15 protein-coding genes are annotated in these 20,859 nt (G+C 60.8%); 7 read left to right on the forward strand and 8 right to left on the reverse strand.

The genetic code is table 11. The annotated features are described in order from the left end of the window. Positions 1–40 precede the first annotated feature (40 nt). From ACCC96_RS21410 to nagE, 6 genes are all read left to right on the forward strand, one after another. Positions 41–544, forward strand: a complete 504-nt coding sequence (locus tag ACCC96_RS21410) for a L,D-transpeptidase family protein (protein ID WP_028940325.1) — start codon at positions 41–43, stop codon at positions 542–544. A gap of 294 nt (positions 545–838) precedes the next feature. Beyond that, positions 839–1,570: a GntR family transcriptional regulator gene (locus tag ACCC96_RS21415; protein WP_305410068.1), complete on the forward strand. Its 732-nt coding sequence runs from the start codon at positions 839–841 to the stop codon at positions 1,568–1,570. 51 nt (positions 1,571–1,621) lie between these two features. Further along, positions 1,622–2,728: an N-acetylglucosamine-6-phosphate deacetylase gene (gene nagA / locus ACCC96_RS21420; protein WP_413696833.1), complete on the forward strand. Its 1,107-nt coding sequence runs from the start codon at positions 1,622–1,624 to the stop codon at positions 2,726–2,728. Beyond that, entirely contained in the window at positions 2,709–3,731 is a 1,023-nt protein-coding gene (locus ACCC96_RS21425; protein ID WP_413696834.1) for an SIS domain-containing protein, read from the forward strand. The genes nagA and ACCC96_RS21425 overlap by 20 nt, the downstream gene beginning before the upstream one ends. Positions 3,732–3,765: 34 nt before the next feature. After that, positions 3,766–6,282 carry a phosphoenolpyruvate--protein phosphotransferase gene (ptsP, locus tag ACCC96_RS21430; RefSeq protein WP_413696835.1) on the forward strand — a complete coding sequence of 839 codons (2,517 nt, stop codon included), beginning with the start codon at positions 3,766–3,768 and terminating at the stop codon, positions 6,280–6,282. A gap of 32 nt (positions 6,283–6,314) precedes the next feature. After that, positions 6,315–8,030, forward strand: a complete 1,716-nt coding sequence (gene nagE / locus ACCC96_RS21435; protein ID WP_413696836.1) for an N-acetylglucosamine-specific PTS transporter subunit IIBC — start codon at positions 6,315–6,317, stop codon at positions 8,028–8,030. Between the two features lie 507 nt (positions 8,031–8,537). Here the strand turns inward: nagE and ACCC96_RS21440 are convergent. Further along, positions 8,538–8,849 carry a YqfO family protein gene (locus ACCC96_RS21440; protein ID WP_019581076.1) on the reverse strand — a complete coding sequence of 104 codons (312 nt, stop codon included), beginning with the start codon at positions 8,847–8,849 and terminating at the stop codon, positions 8,538–8,540. 19 nt (positions 8,850–8,868) lie between these two features. Beyond that, positions 8,869–12,765: a phosphoribosylformylglycinamidine synthase gene (purL, locus tag ACCC96_RS21445; RefSeq protein ID WP_413696837.1), complete on the reverse strand. Its 3,897-nt coding sequence runs from the start codon at positions 12,763–12,765 to the stop codon at positions 8,869–8,871. A gap of 274 nt (positions 12,766–13,039) precedes the next feature. Here purL and mltF point away from each other — a divergent pair, with 274 nt between their 5' ends. Next, complete coding sequence (gene mltF / locus ACCC96_RS21450) at positions 13,040–14,500, forward strand: membrane-bound lytic murein transglycosylase MltF (protein ID WP_413696838.1); 1,461 nt, start codon at positions 13,040–13,042, stop codon at positions 14,498–14,500. A gap of 130 nt (positions 14,501–14,630) precedes the next feature. Here the strand turns inward: mltF and pdxJ are convergent, their stop codons facing one another. From pdxJ to lepA, 6 genes are all read right to left on the reverse strand, one after another. Beyond that, positions 14,631–15,377, reverse strand: coding sequence for a pyridoxine 5'-phosphate synthase (gene pdxJ, locus ACCC96_RS21455; RefSeq protein ID WP_007936221.1), 747 nt, complete (start codon positions 15,375–15,377; stop codon positions 14,631–14,633). Between the two features lie 43 nt (positions 15,378–15,420). Further along, entirely contained in the window at positions 15,421–16,110 is a 690-nt protein-coding gene (recO, locus tag ACCC96_RS21460; RefSeq protein ID WP_305425319.1) for a DNA repair protein RecO, read from the reverse strand. 118 nt (positions 16,111–16,228) lie between these two features. Next, entirely contained in the window at positions 16,229–17,131 is a 903-nt protein-coding gene (gene era / locus ACCC96_RS21465) for a GTPase Era (protein ID WP_413696839.1), read from the reverse strand. After that, on the reverse strand, positions 17,124–17,813 hold the full coding sequence (rnc, locus tag ACCC96_RS21470; protein ID WP_018927089.1) for a ribonuclease III: 690 nt from the start codon (positions 17,811–17,813) through the stop codon (positions 17,124–17,126). The genes era and rnc overlap by 8 nt, the downstream gene beginning before the upstream one ends. A 184-nt stretch (positions 17,814–17,997) precedes the next feature. After that, positions 17,998–18,852: a signal peptidase I gene (lepB, locus tag ACCC96_RS21475; RefSeq protein WP_258671092.1), complete on the reverse strand. Its 855-nt coding sequence runs from the start codon at positions 18,850–18,852 to the stop codon at positions 17,998–18,000. A gap of 5 nt (positions 18,853–18,857) precedes the next feature. Then, complete coding sequence (gene lepA, locus ACCC96_RS21480) at positions 18,858–20,657, reverse strand: translation elongation factor 4 (protein ID WP_018927092.1); 1,800 nt, start codon at positions 20,655–20,657, stop codon at positions 18,858–18,860. Between the last annotated feature and the right edge of the window lie 202 nt (positions 20,658–20,859).

Consider the following 20,859-nt stretch of genomic DNA (forward strand, 5'->3'; position numbering starts at 1 on the left):
AAATAAAATAGTCGCGACACCTCTTAGGGATATCGTTTCAATGCGCTGGTTGCTTGCCCTGTTTTGCTTATCGTTCGTCGCAGTCTCCCAGGCTTCCGTCGCGGCCGCCCCGGACGGCAAAGTCATCGAAAAAGTTCTGGTCCTCAAATCTGCCCATCAGTTGCAGTTGATCAACGATGGCAAGCCGTTCAAAACCTATCGCATTTCATTGGGCAAACGCCCCATTGGCCCAAAACTGATGGAAGGTGATAAACGCACCCCCGAAGGCCTTTACTGGCTGGACTGGCGCAAGACCAGCGACCGTTTCAACCTGGCGATGCACATCTCCTACCCCAACATCAGCGACTCCGCCCGCGCCCGGCGCGAAGGCGTCGAGCCTGGCGGCATGATCATGATCCACGGTACTCCAGACACCGAAGAGAACCCGGAAAACCTGTTCCACACGCTGGACTGGACCGATGGCTGCATCGCCATGCGCAACATGGACATGCGTGAAGTGTGGGGCCTGGTACCGGACGGCACGATGATAGAGATTCGTCCGTAACGACTACCTTTGGTCGCCCATCGAAAAAATAAATCAAAAGATCGCAGCCTGCGGCAGCTCCTACAGGGTAGATACCATTCCCACCTGTAGGAGCTGCCGCAGGCTGCGATCTTTGCTTTCAAAATCCCCACCTCTAATACCACTTAAAACCAAGCCCCCCTGAAGACTACCCACAAGGGCTGGTTTTGCTGCGCCCACAGCAAAGTACTGGCATTGACATGGTATTTAAGTGGTATTAATTTCGCCCCACAACCGGGCGACAACAATCCTTCATCCGCATCGGACCAAACCTACATGAACGACCTCCAGGCACTACGCCCTGACGACACCCAGCCCACGCCGCTGTACCTGCAACTGGCGCGCAATCTGGAAGCGGCGATCCACGCCGGCCAATGGAAAGCCGAGCAGGCGATGCCGTCGGAACGCAACCTCAGCGAAATGCTGGGCATCTCCCGCGTCACCGCACGCAAAGCGCTGGAAGTGCTGTTCGAGCAAGGCCTGATCCGCCGCAACCAGGGTTCCGGCACGTTCATCACGCCACGCCTGGAACAACCGCTGTCGCGCCTCTCGGGCTTCAGCGAAATGCTCCGCCTCAAGGGTTTCGTCCCCGGCTCGCAATGGCTGGAACGGGAGATCACCCCGCCGACCCACGAAGAACTGATCCGCCTCGGCCTCTCGCCCAATGACAAGGTCGCGCGGCTCAAACGCTTGCGCAAAGCCGACGACACAGTGATGGCAATCGAGATGAGCACCCTGCCCGCGTCGATCATTCCCAAGCCGCAAGCGGTAGGCGATTCCCTCTACGAATACCTCGACGGCATTGGCAAACCGGTGGTCCGCGCCCTGCAACACATTCAGGCGATCAACGCCTCCGACGAATTCGCCGCGCTGGTGGGCATCGCCCCCGGCACCGCCATGCTGCTGATGACCCGGGTCGGCTACCTGGAAGACAACACGCCGATCGAAGTCACCGACACCTATTGCCGCAACGACTACTACGACTTCGTCGCAGAGCTTCGCCGCTAGCCAAACTGCTTCGTCGTCAAGTCACGGCGCCGTTAAACCAGAGAGCTGCCCATGTCCGAAGACAACATCCTCACCGCCCACGGCTGGGTTCGTGGCCGGCTGATCCATGAGCACGGCAAGGTCGTGTCCATCGAAGGCCAGCCGTGCGATCCGGCGGACAACGACCTGCCTTACCTGCTGCCGGGTTTCATCGACCTGCACGTTCACGGCGGCGGTGGCAAAGACATCATGGAAGGCGCGCCAGCCTTCGAAACCATCACCAGAACCCACGTGCGCTTCGGCACCACGTCGCTGCTGGCGACCACCATGACCGCGCCGAGCGAAGAGATTTCCAGTGTGCTCAAAGCCGTCGGCGAGTTCTGCGAGCAGCGGCCCAAAGGCAGCGCCCGGGTACTCGGCGTGCATCTGGAGGGCCCCTACATCAACCCCGGCAAACTCGGCGCCCAACCGAATTTCGCCCACACCGCGTTGATGACCGAAGTCGAGGAATACCTGGCACTGGCGCCGATCCGGGTGATCACCATTGCCCCGGAAATCGCCGGCCACGACGGTTTGATCCGCGCCCTCAGCGCTCGCGGCGTGCGCATGCAAATCGGCCACACGCTGGGCAGTTACGAGGAAGGCGTCGCCGCGCTGGCCGCCGGTGCCAGCAGTTTCACTCACCTCTACAACGCCATGAGCCCGCTGCATCACCGCGAACCCGGCATCGTCGGCGCGGCGCTGGCCCACGCCAAATACGCCGAGCTGATTCCGGACTTGCTGCACGTGCACCCCGGTGCGATCCGCGTGGCCCTGCGTTCGATCCCGTGCCTGTATTGCGTCACCGATTCCACCGCCGCCGCCGGCATGCCCGACGGCGAATACAAGCTTGGCAGCCACACCGTGACCAAATGCCTGGGCGGCGTGCGCCTGCCCGACGGCACGCTGGCCGGCAGCACTCTGACCATGGATCAGGCTCTGCGCAATCTGGTGAAGATCGGTCTGCCGATCAGCGAAGCCTCGCAACGTCTTTCGCAATTCCCCGCCGACTACCTCGGCCTTCAAGAACGCGGGCGCCTGCAACCCGGCGCCTGGGCCGACTGCGTGCGGCTGGATCGCTCACTCACACTGACCGCCGTCATGGTCGAAGGAGAAGACATTGACTTCAAAAATGCTTGAAGAGGCGCTGTCCTCGTTCGAGGCCGTGCAAGCCCAATTACAACAACTCGACCCGCAGATGATCGAGATTGCCGGACGCCTGCGCCGTCAGCCACCGCAAGTGGTGATGACCGTGGCTCGTGGCAGCTCCGACCATGCGGCGAGCTACTTCGCTTACCTGACCATGCAGCAATTGGGCATTCCGGTGGCGTCGTTGCCCATGTCGGTGGTGACCATGCAACAAGCGCCGTTGAAGGTCAGCGGCCAGGTCGCGTTCGCCTTCTCGCAGTCGGGGCAGAGCCCGGATCTGGTGAACAGCCTGCGTCTGCTACGCAAGCGCGGCGCCCTGAGCATTTCCATGGTCAATGCCGAGAACTCGCCTTTGGAAGCGGCCTGCGAATTCAGCCTGCCGCTGTGCGCCGGCACCGAAAGCAGCGTCGCCGCGACCAAGAGTTTTATCGCCACCCTCACCGCCAGTGCCCGCCTGATCGCCCACTGGAAAGAAGATGTGCAGTTGCTGGAGGCCGGCCTTACCCTGCCGGAAGGTCTGCGCGAGGCGGCGCAACAGGACTGGAGCCTGGCCATCGATGCGTTGCGTGATTGCCAACGCTTGATGGTGATCGGCCGTGGTGCCGGTTTCGCCATCGCCCAGGAAGCGGCACTCAAGTTCAAGGAAACCTCGGCGATCCAGGCCGAAGCCTTCAGCAGCGCCGAAGTGCGGCACGGCCCGATGGCGTTGATCGACGAGAACTACCACCTGCTGATCTTCGCCCCGCGCGGTGCCGAGCAGGCCGGGTTGCTGAGCCTGGCCGCCGACATGCGTCAACGCGGCGCCCGCGTGCTGCTGGCCGCGCCGGATGACGTCGCCGAACGCGACCTGACCCTGACCCGCGCCGAACACCCGGCCCTGGACCCGATTCTGGCGATCCAGAGTTTCTACGTCATGGCCGCCGGTTTGGCCTTCGCACGTGGCATGGACCCGGACCAACCGCGCCATTTGAGCAAAGTGACGCGCACGCACTGAGTCCGACTTGAAGCTTTCCTGATGAGATCGAGCCATGCACAACAACAATAAAGAGCTGACCCTCAGCGCCCCGCTCAGCGGCCCGGTGCTCACACTCGCCAAAGTCCCGGATCCGGTGTTCGCCAGTGGCGCCATGGGCGACGGGATCGCCATCGATCCATTGAACGACACCCTGTATTCACCCTGTGAAGCGGTCGTGATCCACGTCGCCCGCACCGGTCACGCCATCACCTTGCGCGCCGATAACGGTGCCGAGTTACTGCTGCACCTGGGCCTCGATACGGTCGAGTTGCAGGGTGTCGGTTTCTCGATGCTGGTTAAGGAAGGTGCACGAGTCAGCAATGGCCAGCCGCTGCTGCGCTACGACCTGGACCAGGTCGCCCAGCAGTGCAAAAGCCTGGTCAGCCTGATGATCCTGACCAACAGCCAGGACTTTCAAGCACGACCGATTACGCTGAAATCGGTGAAGGTCGGCGATCCGTTGCTGCACGTCGTGCCGAAAGTAACCAACGGCGTGCAGATCGACATCGAGGTCGTTGGCATCGAGGTTCAAGGGCATGTTCATGTCGCCCATCGCGGTGGCTTGCACGCCCGGCCTGCGGCGCTGATCCGCCAGACTGCCCAACAGTTCAAGAGCAAATCCTGGCTGCACTTCGCCGGTAAATCGGCAGCCTGCGACAGTTTGATCGGCCTGATGGGGCTGGCTGTCGGTGAGCAGGATGAAATCCTTGTCAGTTGCCAGGGGCCGGATGCCGAAGCGGCGCTGCAAGCCCTGTTGGCCGCGTTATCCACAGCCCTGGCCGAAGACAACCACGCTGCCGCACCAACACCAATAATCCAACGCAATCGCCCCGCCGAAGCGGGCGTGCTGCACGGCGTGTGCGCGGCACCCGGTCTGGTGGGCGGGCCGTTGTTTCGTCTGAACTCGATCAGTCTTCCAGTAGATGCCGGTAATCATGAGCCGAAGCAACAACGTCACGCGCTGGACACCGCCCTGACTCAAGTACGCAGCGAAATCGACGGCACACTGGCTCAAGCGAAGAAGCACAAGAACACCGATGAGGAAGCGATCTTCACCGCGCACCTGGCATTGCTCGAAGACCCGGCGCTGCTCGATGCGGCTCATCAATCCATCGACCAAGGCATTGCCGCGACTCACGCCTGGAGTCAATCCATCGACGTGCAATGCGAGGTGCTGCTGCAACTCGGCAGCCCGTTGCTGGCCGAACGCGCCAACGACCTGCGCGACCTCAAGCAACGGGTGCTGCGTGCCCTGCTCGGCGAAGCCTGGCATTACGACGTACCGGCCGGCGCCATCGTCGCGGCCCATGAACTGACGCCGTCCGATTTGCTGCAACTGAGCCAGCAAGGGGTGGCAGGGTTGTGCATGGCCGAAGGTGGCGCGACTTCCCATGTGGCGATTCTCGCTCGCGGCAAAGGCTTGCCGTGCATGGTTGCACTGGGCTCGACGCTGCTCGATCAGGAGCAAGGTCAAGCGGTGGTGCTGGATGCCGACGGCGGTCGCCTCGAACTGATGCCGACTGCCGAGCGCCTGGCCGAGGTGCATCAGGCGCAACTCGATCATCAGCAACGTCGCGCGCTTCAACAGTTTCAGGCTCACACCCCGGCACTGACACTTGATGGTTTGCCAATCGAAGTCGCCGCCAATGTCGCTTCCAGTGCCGAGGCAGCTGATGCCCTGGCCAACGGTGCCGATGGCGTCGGTCTGCTGCGTACCGAATTCCTCTTCGTCGACCGCCAAACCGCACCGGACGAACAGGAGCAGCACGTTGCCTATCAAGCCGTGCTCGACGCCATGGGCGACAAGTCGGTGATCATCCGCACCATCGATGTCGGTGGTGATAAACAGCTCGACTATTTACCGCTCCCTGTCGAAGCGAACCCGGTGCTTGGTTTGCGCGGCATTCGTCTAGCTCAGGTGCGCCCGGAACTGCTGGATCAGCAACTGCGCGCCCTGCTGCAGGTCAGCCCGCTGTCGCGTTGCCGGATCCTGTTGCCGATGGTCACCGAAGTCGATGAGTTGCTGCACATCCGCCAGCGTCTCGACGCGTTGTGCATTGAACTCAATGTGAGTGAACGCCCGCAGCTGGGCGTGATGATCGAGGTTCCGGCCGCCGCGCTGCTGGCCGAGCAACTGGCCGAGCACGCGGACTTCCTGTCCATCGGCACCAACGACTTGTCGCAATACACCCTGGCCATGGACCGCGACCACGCTGGTCTCGCCGCCCGCGTCGATGCGATGCACCCGGCGCTGCTGCGGCTGATCGCCCAGACCTGCGCCGGTGCGGCGGTGCATAACCGTTGGGTCGGGGTCTGCGGCGCCCTCGCCTCCGATCCGTTGGCCACGCCGATATTGATTGGCCTGGGGGTCAGCGAGCTGTCGGTCAGCCCGGTGCAAATCGGTGAAATCAAGGACCGCGTGCGCCACCTCGACGCCACCGAATGCCGACGCATCAGCCAGGACCTGCTCAAGCTGAGCAGCGCCGGCGCGGTGCGTCATGCCTGTCACCAGCAATGGCCTCTGAGCTGAACAACAACGATAAGAATCCAGGGAGATCCGCCATGTACCAATACTTCATCGAAGGCCTGCAGCGCCTCGGTCGCGCACTGATGCTGCCGATCGCGATCTTGCCGATTGCCGGGTTACTGCTGCGTCTGGGCGACACTGACCTGCTGGACATCGCGATCATCCACGACGCCGGCCAGGTGATTTTCGCCAACCTGGCGCTGATCTTCGCCATCGGCATCGCGGTCGGCTTTGCCAAGGACAACAACGGCACCGCAGGCCTGGCCGGTGTCATTGGTTATCTGGTGATGATCTCCACCCTCAAGGTGCTCGATTCGAGCATCAACATGGGCATGCTGGCCGGGATCATCAGCGGCCTGATGGCGGGAGCGCTGTACAACCGCTTCAAAGACATCAAGCTGCCGGAATACCTGGCGTTCTTCGGCGGGCGGCGTTTCGTGCCGATTGTCACTGGGTTCGCGGCGGTTGGCCTCGGCGTGGTGTTCGGCTACATCTGGCCGCCAATCCAGCATGGCATCAACGGCTTCGGCACGTTGATGATGGAGAGCGGCAGCTTCGGTGCGTTCATCTTCGGCGTGTTCAACCGCTTGCTGATCGTCACCGGCCTGCACCACATCCTCAACAACATGGCGTGGTTCGTGTTCGGCAACTTCACCGACCCGACCACGGGCGCACTGGTGACCGGCGACCTGTCACGCTACTTTGCCGGCGACCCGAAAGGCGGCCAGTTCATGACCGGCATGTTCCCGATGATGATCTTCGGCCTGCCCGCCGCGTGCCTGGCGATGTACCGCAACGCCCTGCCGGAACGGCGCAAAGTCATGGGCGGGATCTTCCTGTCCATGGCCCTGACCTCGTTTTTGACCGGCGTCACCGAGCCAATCGAATTCGCCTTCATGTTCCTCGCACCGCTGCTGTTTTTGCTGCACGCGTTGCTGACGGGGCTGTCGATGGCCGTCACCAACCTGCTGAACATTCACCTGGGGTTTACCTTTTCCGGCGGTTTCATCGACATGATTCTGGGCTGGGGCGAATCCACCAACGGCTGGCGCGTGCTTCCCGTGGGGTTGGCGTATGCGGTGATCTACTACGTGGTGTTTGACTTCTGTATCCGCCGCTTCAACCTCAAGACGCCGGGGCGTGAGGATGTTCAGGCTGGCGACAAAGTTGTGGTCGCCGAGAATGAGCGCGCCGGGGCATATATCAAGGCGCTGGGCGGTGCGGAGAATTTGATCACGGTGGGTGCGTGTACGACACGGTTGCGGCTGGACATGGTTGATCGCAACAAAGCCTCGGACGCGGACTTGAAAGCGTTGGGTGCAATGGCGGTAGTGCGTCCAGGCAAGGGCGGCAGCTTGCAGGTGGTGGTCGGGCCGATGGCGGACAGCATTGCCGATGAGATTCGATTGGCGATGCCGGCTTTGGGCCGCGCGGTTATCGCCTCCCCTACCGCGGATATCGATGAGCCAAAACCTGTGGCGGTGACGAACACTGAAGCCCAACAATGGTTGAAGGCACTGGGCGGCGGCGAGAATGTGCTGCAGATGGATTGCATCGCCATGACCCGGATTCGGTTACAGCTGGCGGATGGCACGGGGTTGTCGGAAGGCCAGTTGAAAACGCTTGGTTGCCAAGGTGTCAGCCAACTTGAGGGCGGCGTTTGGCACCTGTTGATTGGTGAGAAGGCAGCGAGTTTGAGTAATGCGTTGGAGGTATTGGTCAATCGCAATGAGGTGAGTGCCAGGGTTTAGATTATTGGCGCCTGATAGTCACTCATCGCGAGCAGGCTCGCTCCCACAATGGAGCGGCATACACCCGCCCCTCACCACTCAACAGGCCGAGCGTTAGCTCGCCTGCCGCTTTTGATCTTGATTCACCCGCCCCTTCGGGAGGCTGAGCGCAGGTGTTCATCTGGGGATTGGCGCGCAGCGCCGTTCGACGCAGTCGAACACATCGCATGTAGGTTGAAGCGAAGCCAACCGTAGGGCGATGCCCCCAGATGGATACCGGAGCGAAGGAACCCCGAGCCTCAGCGAGGGGCCGGACGCTTGGGGCGAAGACCTTTGCTTCCTTTGGGGCGTTTGCCAAAGGGAGTCGCCGTAAGGGCGAAACCATAAGCAGCCGTTACCACAGCAATGGATATGTACTCAATCAACAAGAACCTGGTCGGCTCTAAGGCCGCCACGCCCTAAATCGCAGCCAATAAAAAACCCGCTGAAATCACTTCAGCGGGTTTCTCATTTCAGCGGCCAGGAAGATCAGAAATCCTCCAACCGCCATACCTCGTAAGCCGGCGTCTCATAGGGATGACTCTCTTTCAGAGCCACCACCACCGCCCGAATCAACTCATCGCTGACCACCAGCTCAACCTTCCACTCCTCAACCTGCTCGACCTGCCCAGCCTCACCCATGAACGGCTGACTGCCCTCCAGTGGACGAAACTGGCCCAAGCCAAACACTTGCCATGCACAGTGGTCATAAGCCCCGATCCGCCCGCCACCGGCGGCGAATACAGCGCTTTTGACCACTTCGACATGACTGGCCGGAACAAAAAAGCAGAGCTTGTACACGGCAATCAGCTCCCCGCTCTTAGTTAACCCAGACGCGAGCGTTACGGAACATACGCATCCAAGGTGCGTCTTCGTTCCAGTCTTCCGAACGCCACGAGTTCTGCACCGCGCGGAACACACGCTCCGGGTGCGGCATCATGATGGTCACGCGACCGTCGCGGCTGGTCAAACCGGTGATACCGCGCGGCGAGCCGTTCGGGTTGGCCGGGTATTTCTCGGTGACCTTGCCGTGATTGTCGACGAAACGCATCGCCACGCAACCCGACAGATCGGCTTGCAGCAAGGCTTCTTCGCTGGCGAATTCGGCATGGCCTTCACCGTGGGCGATGGCGATCGGCATGCGCGAACCGGCCATGCCCTGCAGGAAGATCGAGTTCGATTCCTGGATCTGTACCATGGCCACGCGGGCTTCGAACTGCTCGGAACGGTTACGCACGAAGTGCGGCCAGAACTCGCTGCCCGGGATCAGCTCGTGCAGGTTGGACATCATCTGGCAACCGTTGCACACGCCGAGGGTGAAGCTGTCGGTACGTTCGAAGAAGCCCTGGAAGGCATCGCGAGCGCGGCTGTTGAACAGCGCGGACTTGGCCCAGCCTTCACCGGCACCCAGTACGTCGCCGTAGGAGAAACCGCCGCAAGCGACCATGCCCTTGAAGTCGTTCAGGTCGACACGGCCGGCCAGAATGTCGCTCATGTGCACGTCGATCGCGTTGAAACCGGCACGGTCGAACGCGGCCGCCATTTCCACCTGACCGTTGACGCCCTGCTCACGCAGCACGGCAACCTGTGGGCGAATGCCTTTCTTGATGTAAGGCGCGGCGACATCCTGGTTGACGTCGTAGCTGAGCTTGACGCTCAGGCCCGGGTTGTCTTCTTCCAGCAGCACGTCGAACTCTTGTTCGGCGCAATCGGCGTTATCACGCAGACGCTGGATCTGGTAGCTGGTTTCAGCCCACTGACGTTGCAGCAGACGACGCTGACCTTCGAATACGGTATCGCCGTTGAACGTGATGCTGATCTCGCCGTTGTTCATCGGCTGACCGATTACCGAAACGCAATCGCCCAGGCCAGCGGCGCTGAACTGCGCGAGGATGTCCGCGGTGGAGTCCTGGCGAACCTGGATCACAGCGCCCAGTTCTTCGTTGAACAGGATCGCGGCGATATCGGCGGAAGTCTCTGCCAGACCGTCGAGGTTCAGGCTCAGGCCGCAGTGGCCGGCAAACGCCATTTCCACCACGCTGGTCAGCAGACCACCATCGGAACGGTCGTGGTAAGCCAGCAGGTGACCGTCGGCGTTGAGGCCCTGGATCACTGCGAAGAAGGCTTTCAGGTCTTCAGCGTCATCGACGTCCGGAGCCTGTTTGCCGAGCTTGCCGTGAACTTGAGCGAGGATCGAGGCACCCATGCGGTTCTGACCGCGACCGAGGTCGATCAGGATCAGGTCGGTGGTGCCCTTGTCCATGCGCAGTTGCGGGGTCAGGGTCTGACGGATGTCAGCCACTGGCGCGAAGCCGGTCACGATCAGCGACATCGGCGAAGTTACTGCCTTATCGACGCCTTCGTCGTTCCAGCGGGTGGCCATGGACATCGAGTCCTTGCCGACCGGAATGGTGATGCCCAGCTCAGGGCACAGCTCCATGCCGACCGCTTTCACGGTGTCGTACAGACGTGCGTCTTCACCCGGGTGACCGGCAGCGGACATCCAGTTCGCCGACAGCTTGATGTCGGAGATCTTGGCGATGCGCGAGGCGGCGATGTTGGTCAGGGTTTCGCCGATGGCCATGCGGCCCGACGCCGGAGCGTCCAGCAGTGCCAGCGGAGTGCGCTCGCCCATGGCCATGGCTTCACCGGTATAAACGTCGAAGCTGGTGGCGGTGACGGCAACGTCGGCCACCGGAACCTGCCACGGGCCGACCATCTGGTCACGGGCCACGAGGCCGGTGATGGTGCGGTCGCCGATGGTGATCAGGAAGCTTTTGCTGGCCACGGCCGGGTGATGCAGGACGCGCTCGACGCAGTTGGCGATATCGAGGGTCGACGGATCGAAATCGTCGCCCAGCTCGTTTTCACGAACCACCGAACGGTGCATGCGCGGGGCTTTGCCCAGCAGCACTTCGAGCGGCATGTCCACCGGGCTGTTGCCGAAGTGGCTGTCGGTCACGGTCAGTTGCGGCTCGGCAGTGGCTTCGCCAACTACCGCGAATGGGCAACGCTCACGCTCGCAGATCGCCTTGAAGCGTTCGAAGTCCGCCGGGCCGACTGCCAGAACATAGCGTTCCTGGGATTCGTTACTCCAGATTTCGTGCGGGGCCATGCCCGGCTCGTCGTTTGGAATGTTGCGCAGTTCGAAACGGCCACCGCGGTCGCCATCGTTGACCAGTTCCGGGAAGGCGTTGGACAGACCACCCGCGCCGACGTCATGGATGAAGCTGATCGGGTTTTTGTCGCCCAGTTGCCAGCAACGGTCGATGACTTCCTGGCAACGACGCTCCATCTCAGGGTTTTCACGTTGTACGGAAGCGAAGTCCAGGTCTGCCGAGCTGGTGCCGGTGGCCATGGAGGAAGCCGCGCCCCCACCCAGACCGATCAGCATCGCCGGGCCGCCAAGCACGATCAGCTTGGAACCAACGACGATTTCGCCTTTCTTGACGTGTTCTTCACGGATGTTGCCCATGCCGCCAGCCAGCATGATCGGCTTGTGGTAACCGCGAACTTCGTCACCATGAGGGGTGGTGATCGACTGTTCGAAGGTACGGAAGTAACCGGTCAGCGCCGGACGGCCGAATTCATTGTTGAATGCAGCGCCGCCCAACGGGCCTTCGATCATGATGTCCAGCGCGGTAACGATGCGCTCGGGTTTGCCGTACGGCACTTCCCACGGCTGTTCGAAGCCCGGGATCTGCAAGTTCGACACGGTGAAACCGGTCAGGCCAGCCTTTGGCTTGGCGCCGCGACCGGTGGCGCCTTCGTCGCGAATCTCGCCGCCACTACCGGTGGATGCGCCCGGGAACGGGGCAATCGCGGTCGGGTGGTTGTGAGTTTCGACTTTCATCAGGATATGCACCGGTTCCTGCACCGCGCCGTACTGGCGGGTTTCAGGGTCCGGGAAGAAACGGCCGGCCACGGAGCCAACGATAACCGAGGCGTTGTCCTTATAAGCCGACAGAACACCTTCGCTGTGCATCTGGTAGGTGTTCTTGATCATGCCGAACAGGCTTTTTTCCTGGCTCTGACCGTCGATGTCCCAACTCGCGTTGAAGATCTTGTGACGGCAATGCTCGGAGTTCGCCTGGGCGAACATCATCAGTTCGATGTCGTGCGGGTTGCGCTTCAAACCAAGGAAGGCGTTGACCAGATAGTCGATTTCGTCTTCGGCCAGGGCCAGGCCCAGCTCGGTGTTGGCTTTTTCCAGCGCGGCGCGACCGCCACCCAGCACGTCGATCGCGGTCAGGGGCTTGGGCTCGGCGTGGCTGAACAGGCCGGAGGCTTGTTCGAGGTTGCCCAGCACGATCTGGGTCATGCGGTCGTGCAGCGCGTCTGCGATCAGCTGCGCGTCAGCGTCGCTGAACTGGCCGGCGACGTAGAACGCGATGCCGCGCTCCAGGCGCTGGATCTTGGTCAGGCCGCAGTTGCGAGCGATGTCGCTGGCTTTACTGGACCATGGAGAAATGGTGCCGAAACGCGGCAACACCAGGAACAGACGACCAGTGGGCTCTTGTACCGGAACGCTAGGGCCGTACTTCAGAAGGCGCGCGAGCACCTGCTGTTCGTCGCCGGTCAGGACGCCGGTAACTTCGGCGAAGTGAGCGAATTCAGCATACAAGCCGCTGACAGCTGGAACCTTCTGGCTCAGTTGCTCAAGGAGTTTGCTGTGGCGAAAGGCAGAAAGGGCAGGAGCGCCGCGCAGGATCAACATCTTCGGGACAGCCTCGGGAAGGGGTGTGCTTTGAGGCCGTGCATTCTAGCCTAAACCGCCCGCGACATCACCCGAAACGGTGCGCGCGGTTGCACCCGAACGTCGGGCCGGGCATTCGGGCCGTAAACAGGTGCGCGCCGGGGGTTATTTTTTCTGTCACAAAATGCTGTTCGGGCCCATTACTGCGGGCTCCAAGCGGGTTTTTGACGCCCTAGCAGACAAGCCCTTCGCTGTCGAGATATGGCGCTCGTGGTCCTTTGCGTATACTGCGCAGATGTTTTCCCCAACGGCTTTGCGTCCGCGGTACGCCAAATGGCTGATCGCAACCGGACTCTTCCTGATGCTCAGTGGCTGTGTTGATAAACCCAACACGCTGGAGCGCGTAAAGGAGGATGGCGTGCTGCGGGTGGTTACCCGGAACAGCCCCGCCACCTACTTTCAGGATCGCAACGGTGAAACCGGCTTCGAATACGAGCTGGTGAAGCGCTTCGCCGACGATCTGGGGGTCGAGCTCAAGATCGAAACCGCCGACAACCTCGACGACCTGTTCAATCAGGTGGGCAAGCCAAATGGCCCGGTGCTGGCTGCTGCCGGCCTGGTCAGCAGCGAGGACCGCAAAAAACAGGTGCGGTTTTCCCATTCCTACCTCGAAGTCACCCCGCAGATCATCTATCGCAACGGCCAGTCGCGGCCGACCGACGCGGGCGATCTGGTCGGCAAGAAGATCATCGTGCTCAAGGGCAGCACCCACGCCGAGCAATTGGCAGAGCTGAAAAAGAAATTTCCGGGCATTGAATACGAAGAGTCCGACGCGGTTGAAGTCGTCGACCTGCTGCGCATGGTCGACGAAGGTCAGATCGACCTGACCCTGGTCGACTCCAACGAAGTGGCGATGAACCAGGTCTACTTCCCCAACGTGCGGGTCGCCTTCGACCTCGGTGATGCCAGCAACCAGAGCTGGGCGGTGGCCGCCGGCGATGACAACAGCCTGCTCAACGAAATCAACGCCTACCTCGACAAGGTGAAGAAAAACGGCACCCTGCAACGCCTCAAAGACCGCTACTACGGGCATGTCGACGTACTCGGCTACATGGGCGCCACCACCTTCGCCCAGCATTTGCAGCAGCGGTTGCCCAAGTACGAGAAGCACTTCAAGGCGTCCGCCAAGGAAGAAAAGGTCGACTGGCGTCTATTGGCGGCGATCGGTTATCAGGAATCGCTGTGGCAAGCGGCAGTCACGTCCAAGACCGGCGTGCGCGGATTGATGATGCTGACCCAGAACACGGCGCAAGCCATGGGCGTGTCCAATCGCCTGGACCCCAAGCAGAGCATCATGGGCGGCGCGAAGTACCTGGCTTACATGAAGGATCAACTGGATGAGTCGATCCAGGAACCGGATCGTACGTGGTTCGCGCTCGCAGCCTACAACGTTGGCAGCGGTCACCTGGATGACGCGCGCAAACTGACGGCCAAGGAAGGGCTGAACCCGGACAAGTGGCTGGACGTGAAGAAAATACTGCCGCGCCTGTCGCAGAAACAGTGGTACAGCAAGACTCGTTATGGCTACGCCCGTGGCGGCGAGCCGGTGCATTTCGTGGCGAACATCCGTCGCTACTACGACATCCTGACGTGGGTCACGCAGCCGCAGCTCGAAGGCACCCAGGTCGCCGAGGGCAACCTGCATGTGCCGGGGGTCGACAAGACCAAGCCGAGCCAGGAAACCCCGCAGCTTTAAATCTTCGTAACCTTCAAAGACCCCATCGCGGGCAAGCCACGCTCCCACAGGTTTTGCGTTGAATGACGACTGTGTATTCGACGCAAAACCTGTGGGAGCGTGGCTTGCCCGCGATGGCAACGCCGCCGATCTAGCCTTTCAACGCAGCAGCCAGAATCAGCGCCTTCATCTCCGACACTGCCGACTTGAACCCGACGAACAACGCATGGGCCACCAGCGCATGGCCGATGTTCAGTTCGTTGATGCCCTTGATCGCCGCCACAGCCTCGACGTTGTGATAGTGCAAACCGTGGCCGGCGTTGACGATCAGGCCTTGGGCCAGACCGAATGCCACGCCGTCGGCCACGCGCTTGAGCTCTTCAGCGACTTCGGTGGGCGTCTCGGCGTCCGCATAACGCCCGGTATGCAATTCAATGGCCGGCGCGCCGACACGGCGGGACGCTTCGATCTGCCGCTCGTCAGCGTCGATGAACAGCGACACTTCACAGCCGATCTTCGCCAGGCGATCCACCGCCGCCTTGATCCGCGCTTCCTGTCCCGCTACGTCCAGACCGCCTTCAGTGGTCAGTTCCTGACGGGTTTCCGGCACCAGGCAAACGTGCGCCGGGCGGATACGCTCGGCGAACGCCATCATTTCTTCGGTGACGCCCATTTCGAAGTTCATGCGGGTTTGCAGCACATCCTTGAGCAGCAATACGTCGCGCTCCTGAATGTGCCGGCGGTCTTCACGCAGGTGCACGGTGATGCCGTCAGCGCCCGCCTCTTCCGCGTCCAGCGCTGCCTTGACCGGATCAGGGTAACGAGTACCCCGGGCCTGACGCAGGGTGGCAACGTGGTCGATGTTCACGCCAAGAAGAATGCGATTGCTGGTGGTCACGGAAGCGCTCCTGAAAGAGGGAAAGTTCGGTGCACAGCATACCCTATGGCTTTCGAAACAACTCACGACTAACCAATGGACGCCCACCCAAGTGAACGGCCAACGCCTGACGCATCAAGCGCTTGGCGGCGGACAGCGCACCGGGCGCGGACCAGTCGGCGTCAGCCATGGCCAGCAGTTCGGTACCATTGAACAGACCCGGTTGCAGCAGATAGACCCGCTCCAGGCCCGCATCCACTTGCAAGCGATAGAGACCGTCCGGTGCGATGGGGTCGCCATGGATGTCGGTATTCAGCGCGAAGCCATAACCGAGATCATCAAGCAGTCGCCATTCGAAGGAGCGCAGCAATGGCTCCAGCGGTCGGCCTTCGGCCAAGGCAAGCAAGGTGGCGGCGTAGTGATCGAACACCGCAGGATGAGGGTCTTCGGCGGGCAGCAGGCGAATCAGCAATTCATTGAGGTAGAGGCCGCTGAACAGCGCCTCGCCGTTGAGCCAGGTGGAAACACCGGCGCTTTCCATGCGGCCGACATTTTTCAGCTCACCCCGGCCACGGAACTCGACTTCCAGCGGTACGAACGGCCGCGCCAACGTCCCGGCCTTACCCCGCGCACTGCGCAACACCGCCCGCAGCCGACCTTGCGGCGTGAGGAAATCCACCAGCGCACTGCTTTCGCGGTAGGCGCGGGAGTGCAGGACGTAGGCGGGTTGGCCGATTGGCGCGGTAGTCGACATGGTTTATTTGTGCCCGGTCAGGGATTGCAAAAAGATCGCAGCCTTCGGCAGCTCCTACGGGGTACACAAAACTCTGTAGGAGCTGCCGAAGGCTGCGATCTTTTGATCTTTGTACCTGTTACAGGTCGCCGTAACCCAGCGAACGCAAGGCGCGTTCGTCGTCGGACCAGCCGCCTTTCACCTTGACCCACAGGTTAAGCATGATCTTGGAGTCGAACAGCAGCTCCATGTCCTTGCGCGCCTCGGTGCCGATGCGCTTGATGCGCTCGCCCTTGTCGCCAATGATGATTTTCTTCTGGCCGTCACGTTCGACGAGGATCAAGGCATGGATGTGCAGGGTTTTGCCCTGCTGCTTGAACTCTTCGATTTCCACGGTGATCTGGTACGGCAGCTCGGCACCCAACTGGCGCATGATTTTTTCGCGTACCAGTTCAGCGGCAAGGAAGCGGCTGCTGCGGTCGGTGATCTGATCTTCCGGGAAGAAGTGATCGTTTTCCGGCAGGTGCTCGGCGATCACTCGCTCCAGCGTGTCGAGGTTGTGCCCGTGCTGGGCCGAGATCGGCATGATCTGCGCGTTCGGCAGCTGTTCCTGCAACCAGGTCAGATGCGGCATCAGCTCGGATTTGTCTTCGATGCGATCGGTCTTGTTCAGCGCCACGATCAGCGGGCCGGTCACATACTGAACACGCTCGAGGACCATCTGGTCTTCGTCGGTCCACTTGGTACGGTCAACCACGAAGATCACCACGTCGACGTCTTTCAACGCCGCCGAAGCGGTCTTGTTCATGTAGCGGTTCAGGGCCTTTTCGCCCCCCTTGTGCATGCCCGGGGTGTCGACGTAGATCGCCTGAACGTCGCCTTCGGTCTTGATGCCGAGCATGTTGTGGCGGGTGGTCTGCGGCTTGCGCGAGGTGATCGCCAGTTTCTGACCCAGAATGTGGTTCAGCAGCGTGGACTTGCCCACGTTGGGACGGCCGACGATGGCAACATAGCCACAGCGAGTTGCGGTTAAATCAGTCATTGCCATTCTCCACACCCAGGGCAATCAGTGCTGCGGCGGCCGCTACCTGTTCGGCAATACGACGACTCACACCCTGACCTCGGCTTTTTTCATTCAGTAAGATGATTTCACATTCGACGAAGAACGTCCGGCAATGCGGCTCACCCTGGATATCCACCACTTCGTAACGCGGCAGCTCACAACCACGGGACTGCAGGAATTCCTGCAGGCGGGTTTTCGGATCTTTGTTGGTGTCGACCAGCGTCAGACCTTCGAACTCTCCGGCCAGCCAGGCCAGCACGCGCTCGCGCGCCACCTCCATGCCGGCGTCCAGGTAGATCGCACCGATCAGCGCTTCGAGGGCATCGGCCAGAATCGACTCGCGACGGAAACCGCCGCTTTTCAACTCGCCGGAGCCCAGGCGCAGGTATTCGCCCAGGTCGAAACCACGGGCCAGTACGGCCAGGGTCTCACCTTTCACCAGGCGTGCACGCAAACGCGACAACTGGCCTTCGCGGGCCAGCGGGAAGCGATCGAACAGCGCCTCGCCGGCGACGAAGTTGAGGATGGCATCGCCGAGGAATTCCAGGCGTTCGTTGTTGCGCCCGGCAAAACTGCGGTGAGTCAGGGCCAGGACCATCAGCTCCTGATCCTTGAAGGTGTAACCGAGCTGACGCTCGAGACGGCTTAAGGAGACGCTCACGGTTTACCCACGCTGAGTTCGTGGTTGGATTCCACCGCCAGGGCCTTGATGCGGCGCAGGCTTGGGACAATTAACGCTGTGTTCAAAAATAACGTCCTGAATATCGTTGTTTTCATGCTTCTGTCGCCGATTGTGCCGACTCCAGAAATGCATTCGGCGCTGTGTTCAACAGCGCCGTGTGTGATTACTTGATCAGGCCAACCCGCGAGAAATTCGGCAGGTGACTGAGTTTGGGTTCCGGCCAGCTCATCCAGACTGCGAAGGCCTTGCCGACGATATTCTTGTCGGGAACCATGCCCAGCAGATCCTTGGGAATACTCGGGTCATCCCAGTAGCGACTGTCGTTCGAGTTGTCGCGGTTGTCGCCCATCATGAAGTAGTGCCCGGCAGGCACGGTCCACGTATGGTCCGGCGTTGCACGGTAGCGGCTCATTTCCTTGCGGATCAGGTGCTCGGCGACGCCGAGTTTTTCCTTGTAGAGCTCGGCGCTGCCCAACGTGCCCGGCTCGGAGCCGACCAGTTGTTCGGCAATCGACTCACCGTTGACGAACAGGCGCTTGTCGGCGGTGTAGCGAATCTGATCGCCCGGCAGGCCCACCACACGCTTGATGTAGTTGACATTCGGGTCGCTCGGATAGCGGAACACCATCACATCGCCGCGCTGCGGATCACCGACTTCGATGACTTTCTTGTCGATCACCGGCAGGCGGATCCCGTAAGAAAACTTGTTCACCAGAATGAAGTCGCCGACGTCCAGGGTTGGCTTCATCGAGCCGGAAGGAATCTGGAACGGTTCCACCAGGAACGAACGCAGCACCAGCACGATGAACAACACCGGGAAGAACGACTTGCCGTATTCGACCAGCAGCGGCTCTTTGTTCAGTTTCTCGACCACTACCATGTCAGCCTGGCTGACGCTCCCCTGATAGGAGTTGATGGCAGACCGGCGCCGTGGCGCCAGGAACAGCAAATCGAGCAACGCCAACAGGCCGCAGACGAACACGGCGATGACCAGCAACAGCGGGAAATTTAGTGACATAGGACCTAACTATCCAACCTGAGCACGGCAAGGAAGGCTTCTTGTGGAATTTCCACGTTACCGACCTGCTTCATGCGTTTTTTACCGGCCTTTTGCTTTTCCAGCAGCTTTTTCTTACGGCTGACGTCACCACCGTAGCATTTGGCCAATACGTTCTTTCTGAGTGCCTTGACGGTTGTACGCGCCACAATCTGACCGCCAATGGCGGCCTGGATTGCCACGTCGAACATCTGCCGCGGAATCAGGTCTTTCATCTTCTCGGTCAACTGGCGACCTTTGTAGTGCGAGTTGTCACGGTGCACGATCAGCGCCAGGGCGTCGACCTTGTCGCCGTTGATCAGCACGTCCAGTTTCACCAGGCTAGCTGATTGGTAACGATCGAAATGGTAGTCCAGAGAAGCATAGCCGCGACTGGTGGATTTCAGACGATCAAAGAAGTCCAGCACCACTTCGTTCATCGGCAGGTCGTAGGTCACTTGTACCTGGGAGCCGAGGAACAGCATATCGACCTGTACACCACGTTTTTCGATACACAGGGTAATGACGTTACCCAGGTGTTCTTGCGGCACAAGAATATTGGCGCGCACGATTGGCTCGCGCATGTCTTCGATGGCAGACAGGTCCGGCAGCTTGGACGGGTTATCGACGTAGATCGTCTCACCGGTCTTGAGCAGCAGCTCGAAGATTACCGTCGGCGCCGTGGTGATCAGGTCCAGGTTGTATTCGCGCTCCAGGCGCTCCTGGATGATTTCCATGTGCAGCATGCCGAGGAAGCCGCAACGGAAGCCGAAGCCCAGTGCGTCTGAGCTTTCCGGTGTGTATTGCAGCGACGAATCGTTGAGGGTGAGCTTTTGCAGCGCCTCGCGGAAGTCTTCGAAGTCGTCGGAGCTGACCGGGAACAAGCCCGCGTACACCTGCGGCTGAATGCGTTTGAAGCCTGGCAGCACATCGACGTCCGGCGTCGAGCTCAAGGTCAGGGTATCGCCCACTGGCGCACCGTGAATGTCTTTGATGCTGGCGATGATGAAGCCCACTTCACCGGCCTTCAGGTCGACGGTAGGGGTGTGCTTGGGGTTGAATACACCGACGCTGTCCACCAGGTGGATCTTGCCGGTGGACTTGACCAGGATCTTGTCACCCTTTTTCACCCGACCGTGGCGCACACGAACCAGGGAAACAACGCCCAGGTAGTTGTCGAACCAGGAGTCGATGATCAACGCTTGCAGCGGATCTTCGATGTTGCCGGTCGGCGCGGGAATGGTGTGAACCAGGCGTTCGAGCACTTCATCGACGCCCAGGCCGGTCTTGGCACTGCACTCGACCGCGTCGGTGGCATCGATGCCGATGATTTTTTCGATTTCTTCCTTGACGCGCTCCGGATCGGCCTGTGGCAGGTCGATCTTGTTCAGCACCGGCATGACTTCCAGGCCCTGCTCGATCGCCGTGTAGCAGTTGGCAACCGATTGCGCCTCGACGCCCTGACCGGCATCGACCACCAGCAACGCACCTTCACACGCCGCCAGCGACCGGCTGACTTCATAGGTGAAGTCGACGTGGCCCGGGGTATCAATGAAGTTCAGCTGGTAGTTAATGCCATCGCGGGCTTTGTAATACAGGGTGACGCTGTGGGCCTTGATGGTGATCCCGCGTTCACGTTCCAGGTCCATGGAGTCCAGCACCTGGGCTTCCATTTCGCGCTCGGCAAGGCCGCCGCACATCTGGATGAAGCGATCGGCCAGCGTCGACTTGCCATGGTCAATGTGGGCGATGATGGAGAAATTGCGGATATGACTCAAATCACTCACGGATCAACACTCAAAAAGGCTGCAGGCATAGCCCGCCGAAAAATAGCCGGGAATTGTACCTGATCCACGGCACAAGCGTCACGTTTGCAGGTCAGACGGCGCCTACAAAAACGCCCCGGTCTTGCGACAGGGGCGTTTTGGGCGACTTTTGTAGGAGCCGGCTTGCTGGCGATAGGGACGCCGCGGTGGGTCTGGATGACCG

It is taken from the genome of Pseudomonas sp. Pseusp11 (assembly GCF_047304405.1).
GTDB lineage: Bacteria > Pseudomonadota > Gammaproteobacteria > Pseudomonadales > Pseudomonadaceae > Aquipseudomonas.

Coding starts and splice junctions, on each gene's coding strand:
- ACCC96_RS21410 (WP_028940325.1), top strand. CDS start 41: ATGCGCTGGTTGCTTGCCCTGTTTTGCTTATCGTTCGTCGCAGTCTCC.
- ACCC96_RS21415 (WP_305410068.1), top strand. CDS start 839: ATGAACGACCTCCAGGCACTACGCCCTGACGACACCCAGCCCACGCCG.
- nagA (WP_413696833.1), top strand. CDS start 1,622: ATGTCCGAAGACAACATCCTCACCGCCCACGGCTGGGTTCGTGGCCGG.
- ptsP (WP_413696835.1), top strand. CDS start 3,766: ATGCACAACAACAATAAAGAGCTGACCCTCAGCGCCCCGCTCAGCGGC.
- nagE (WP_413696836.1), top strand. CDS start 6,315: ATGTACCAATACTTCATCGAAGGCCTGCAGCGCCTCGGTCGCGCACTG.
- purL (WP_413696837.1), bottom strand. CDS start 12,765: ATGTTGATCCTGCGCGGCGCTCCTGCCCTTTCTGCCTTTCGCCACAGC.
- mltF (WP_413696838.1), top strand. CDS start 13,040: ATGTTTTCCCCAACGGCTTTGCGTCCGCGGTACGCCAAATGGCTGATC.
- recO (WP_305425319.1), bottom strand. CDS start 16,110: ATGTCGACTACCGCGCCAATCGGCCAACCCGCCTACGTCCTGCACTCC.
- era (WP_413696839.1), bottom strand. CDS start 17,131: ATGACTGATTTAACCGCAACTCGCTGTGGCTATGTTGCCATCGTCGGC.
- lepB (WP_258671092.1), bottom strand. CDS start 18,852: ATGTCACTAAATTTCCCGCTGTTGCTGGTCATCGCCGTGTTCGTCTGC.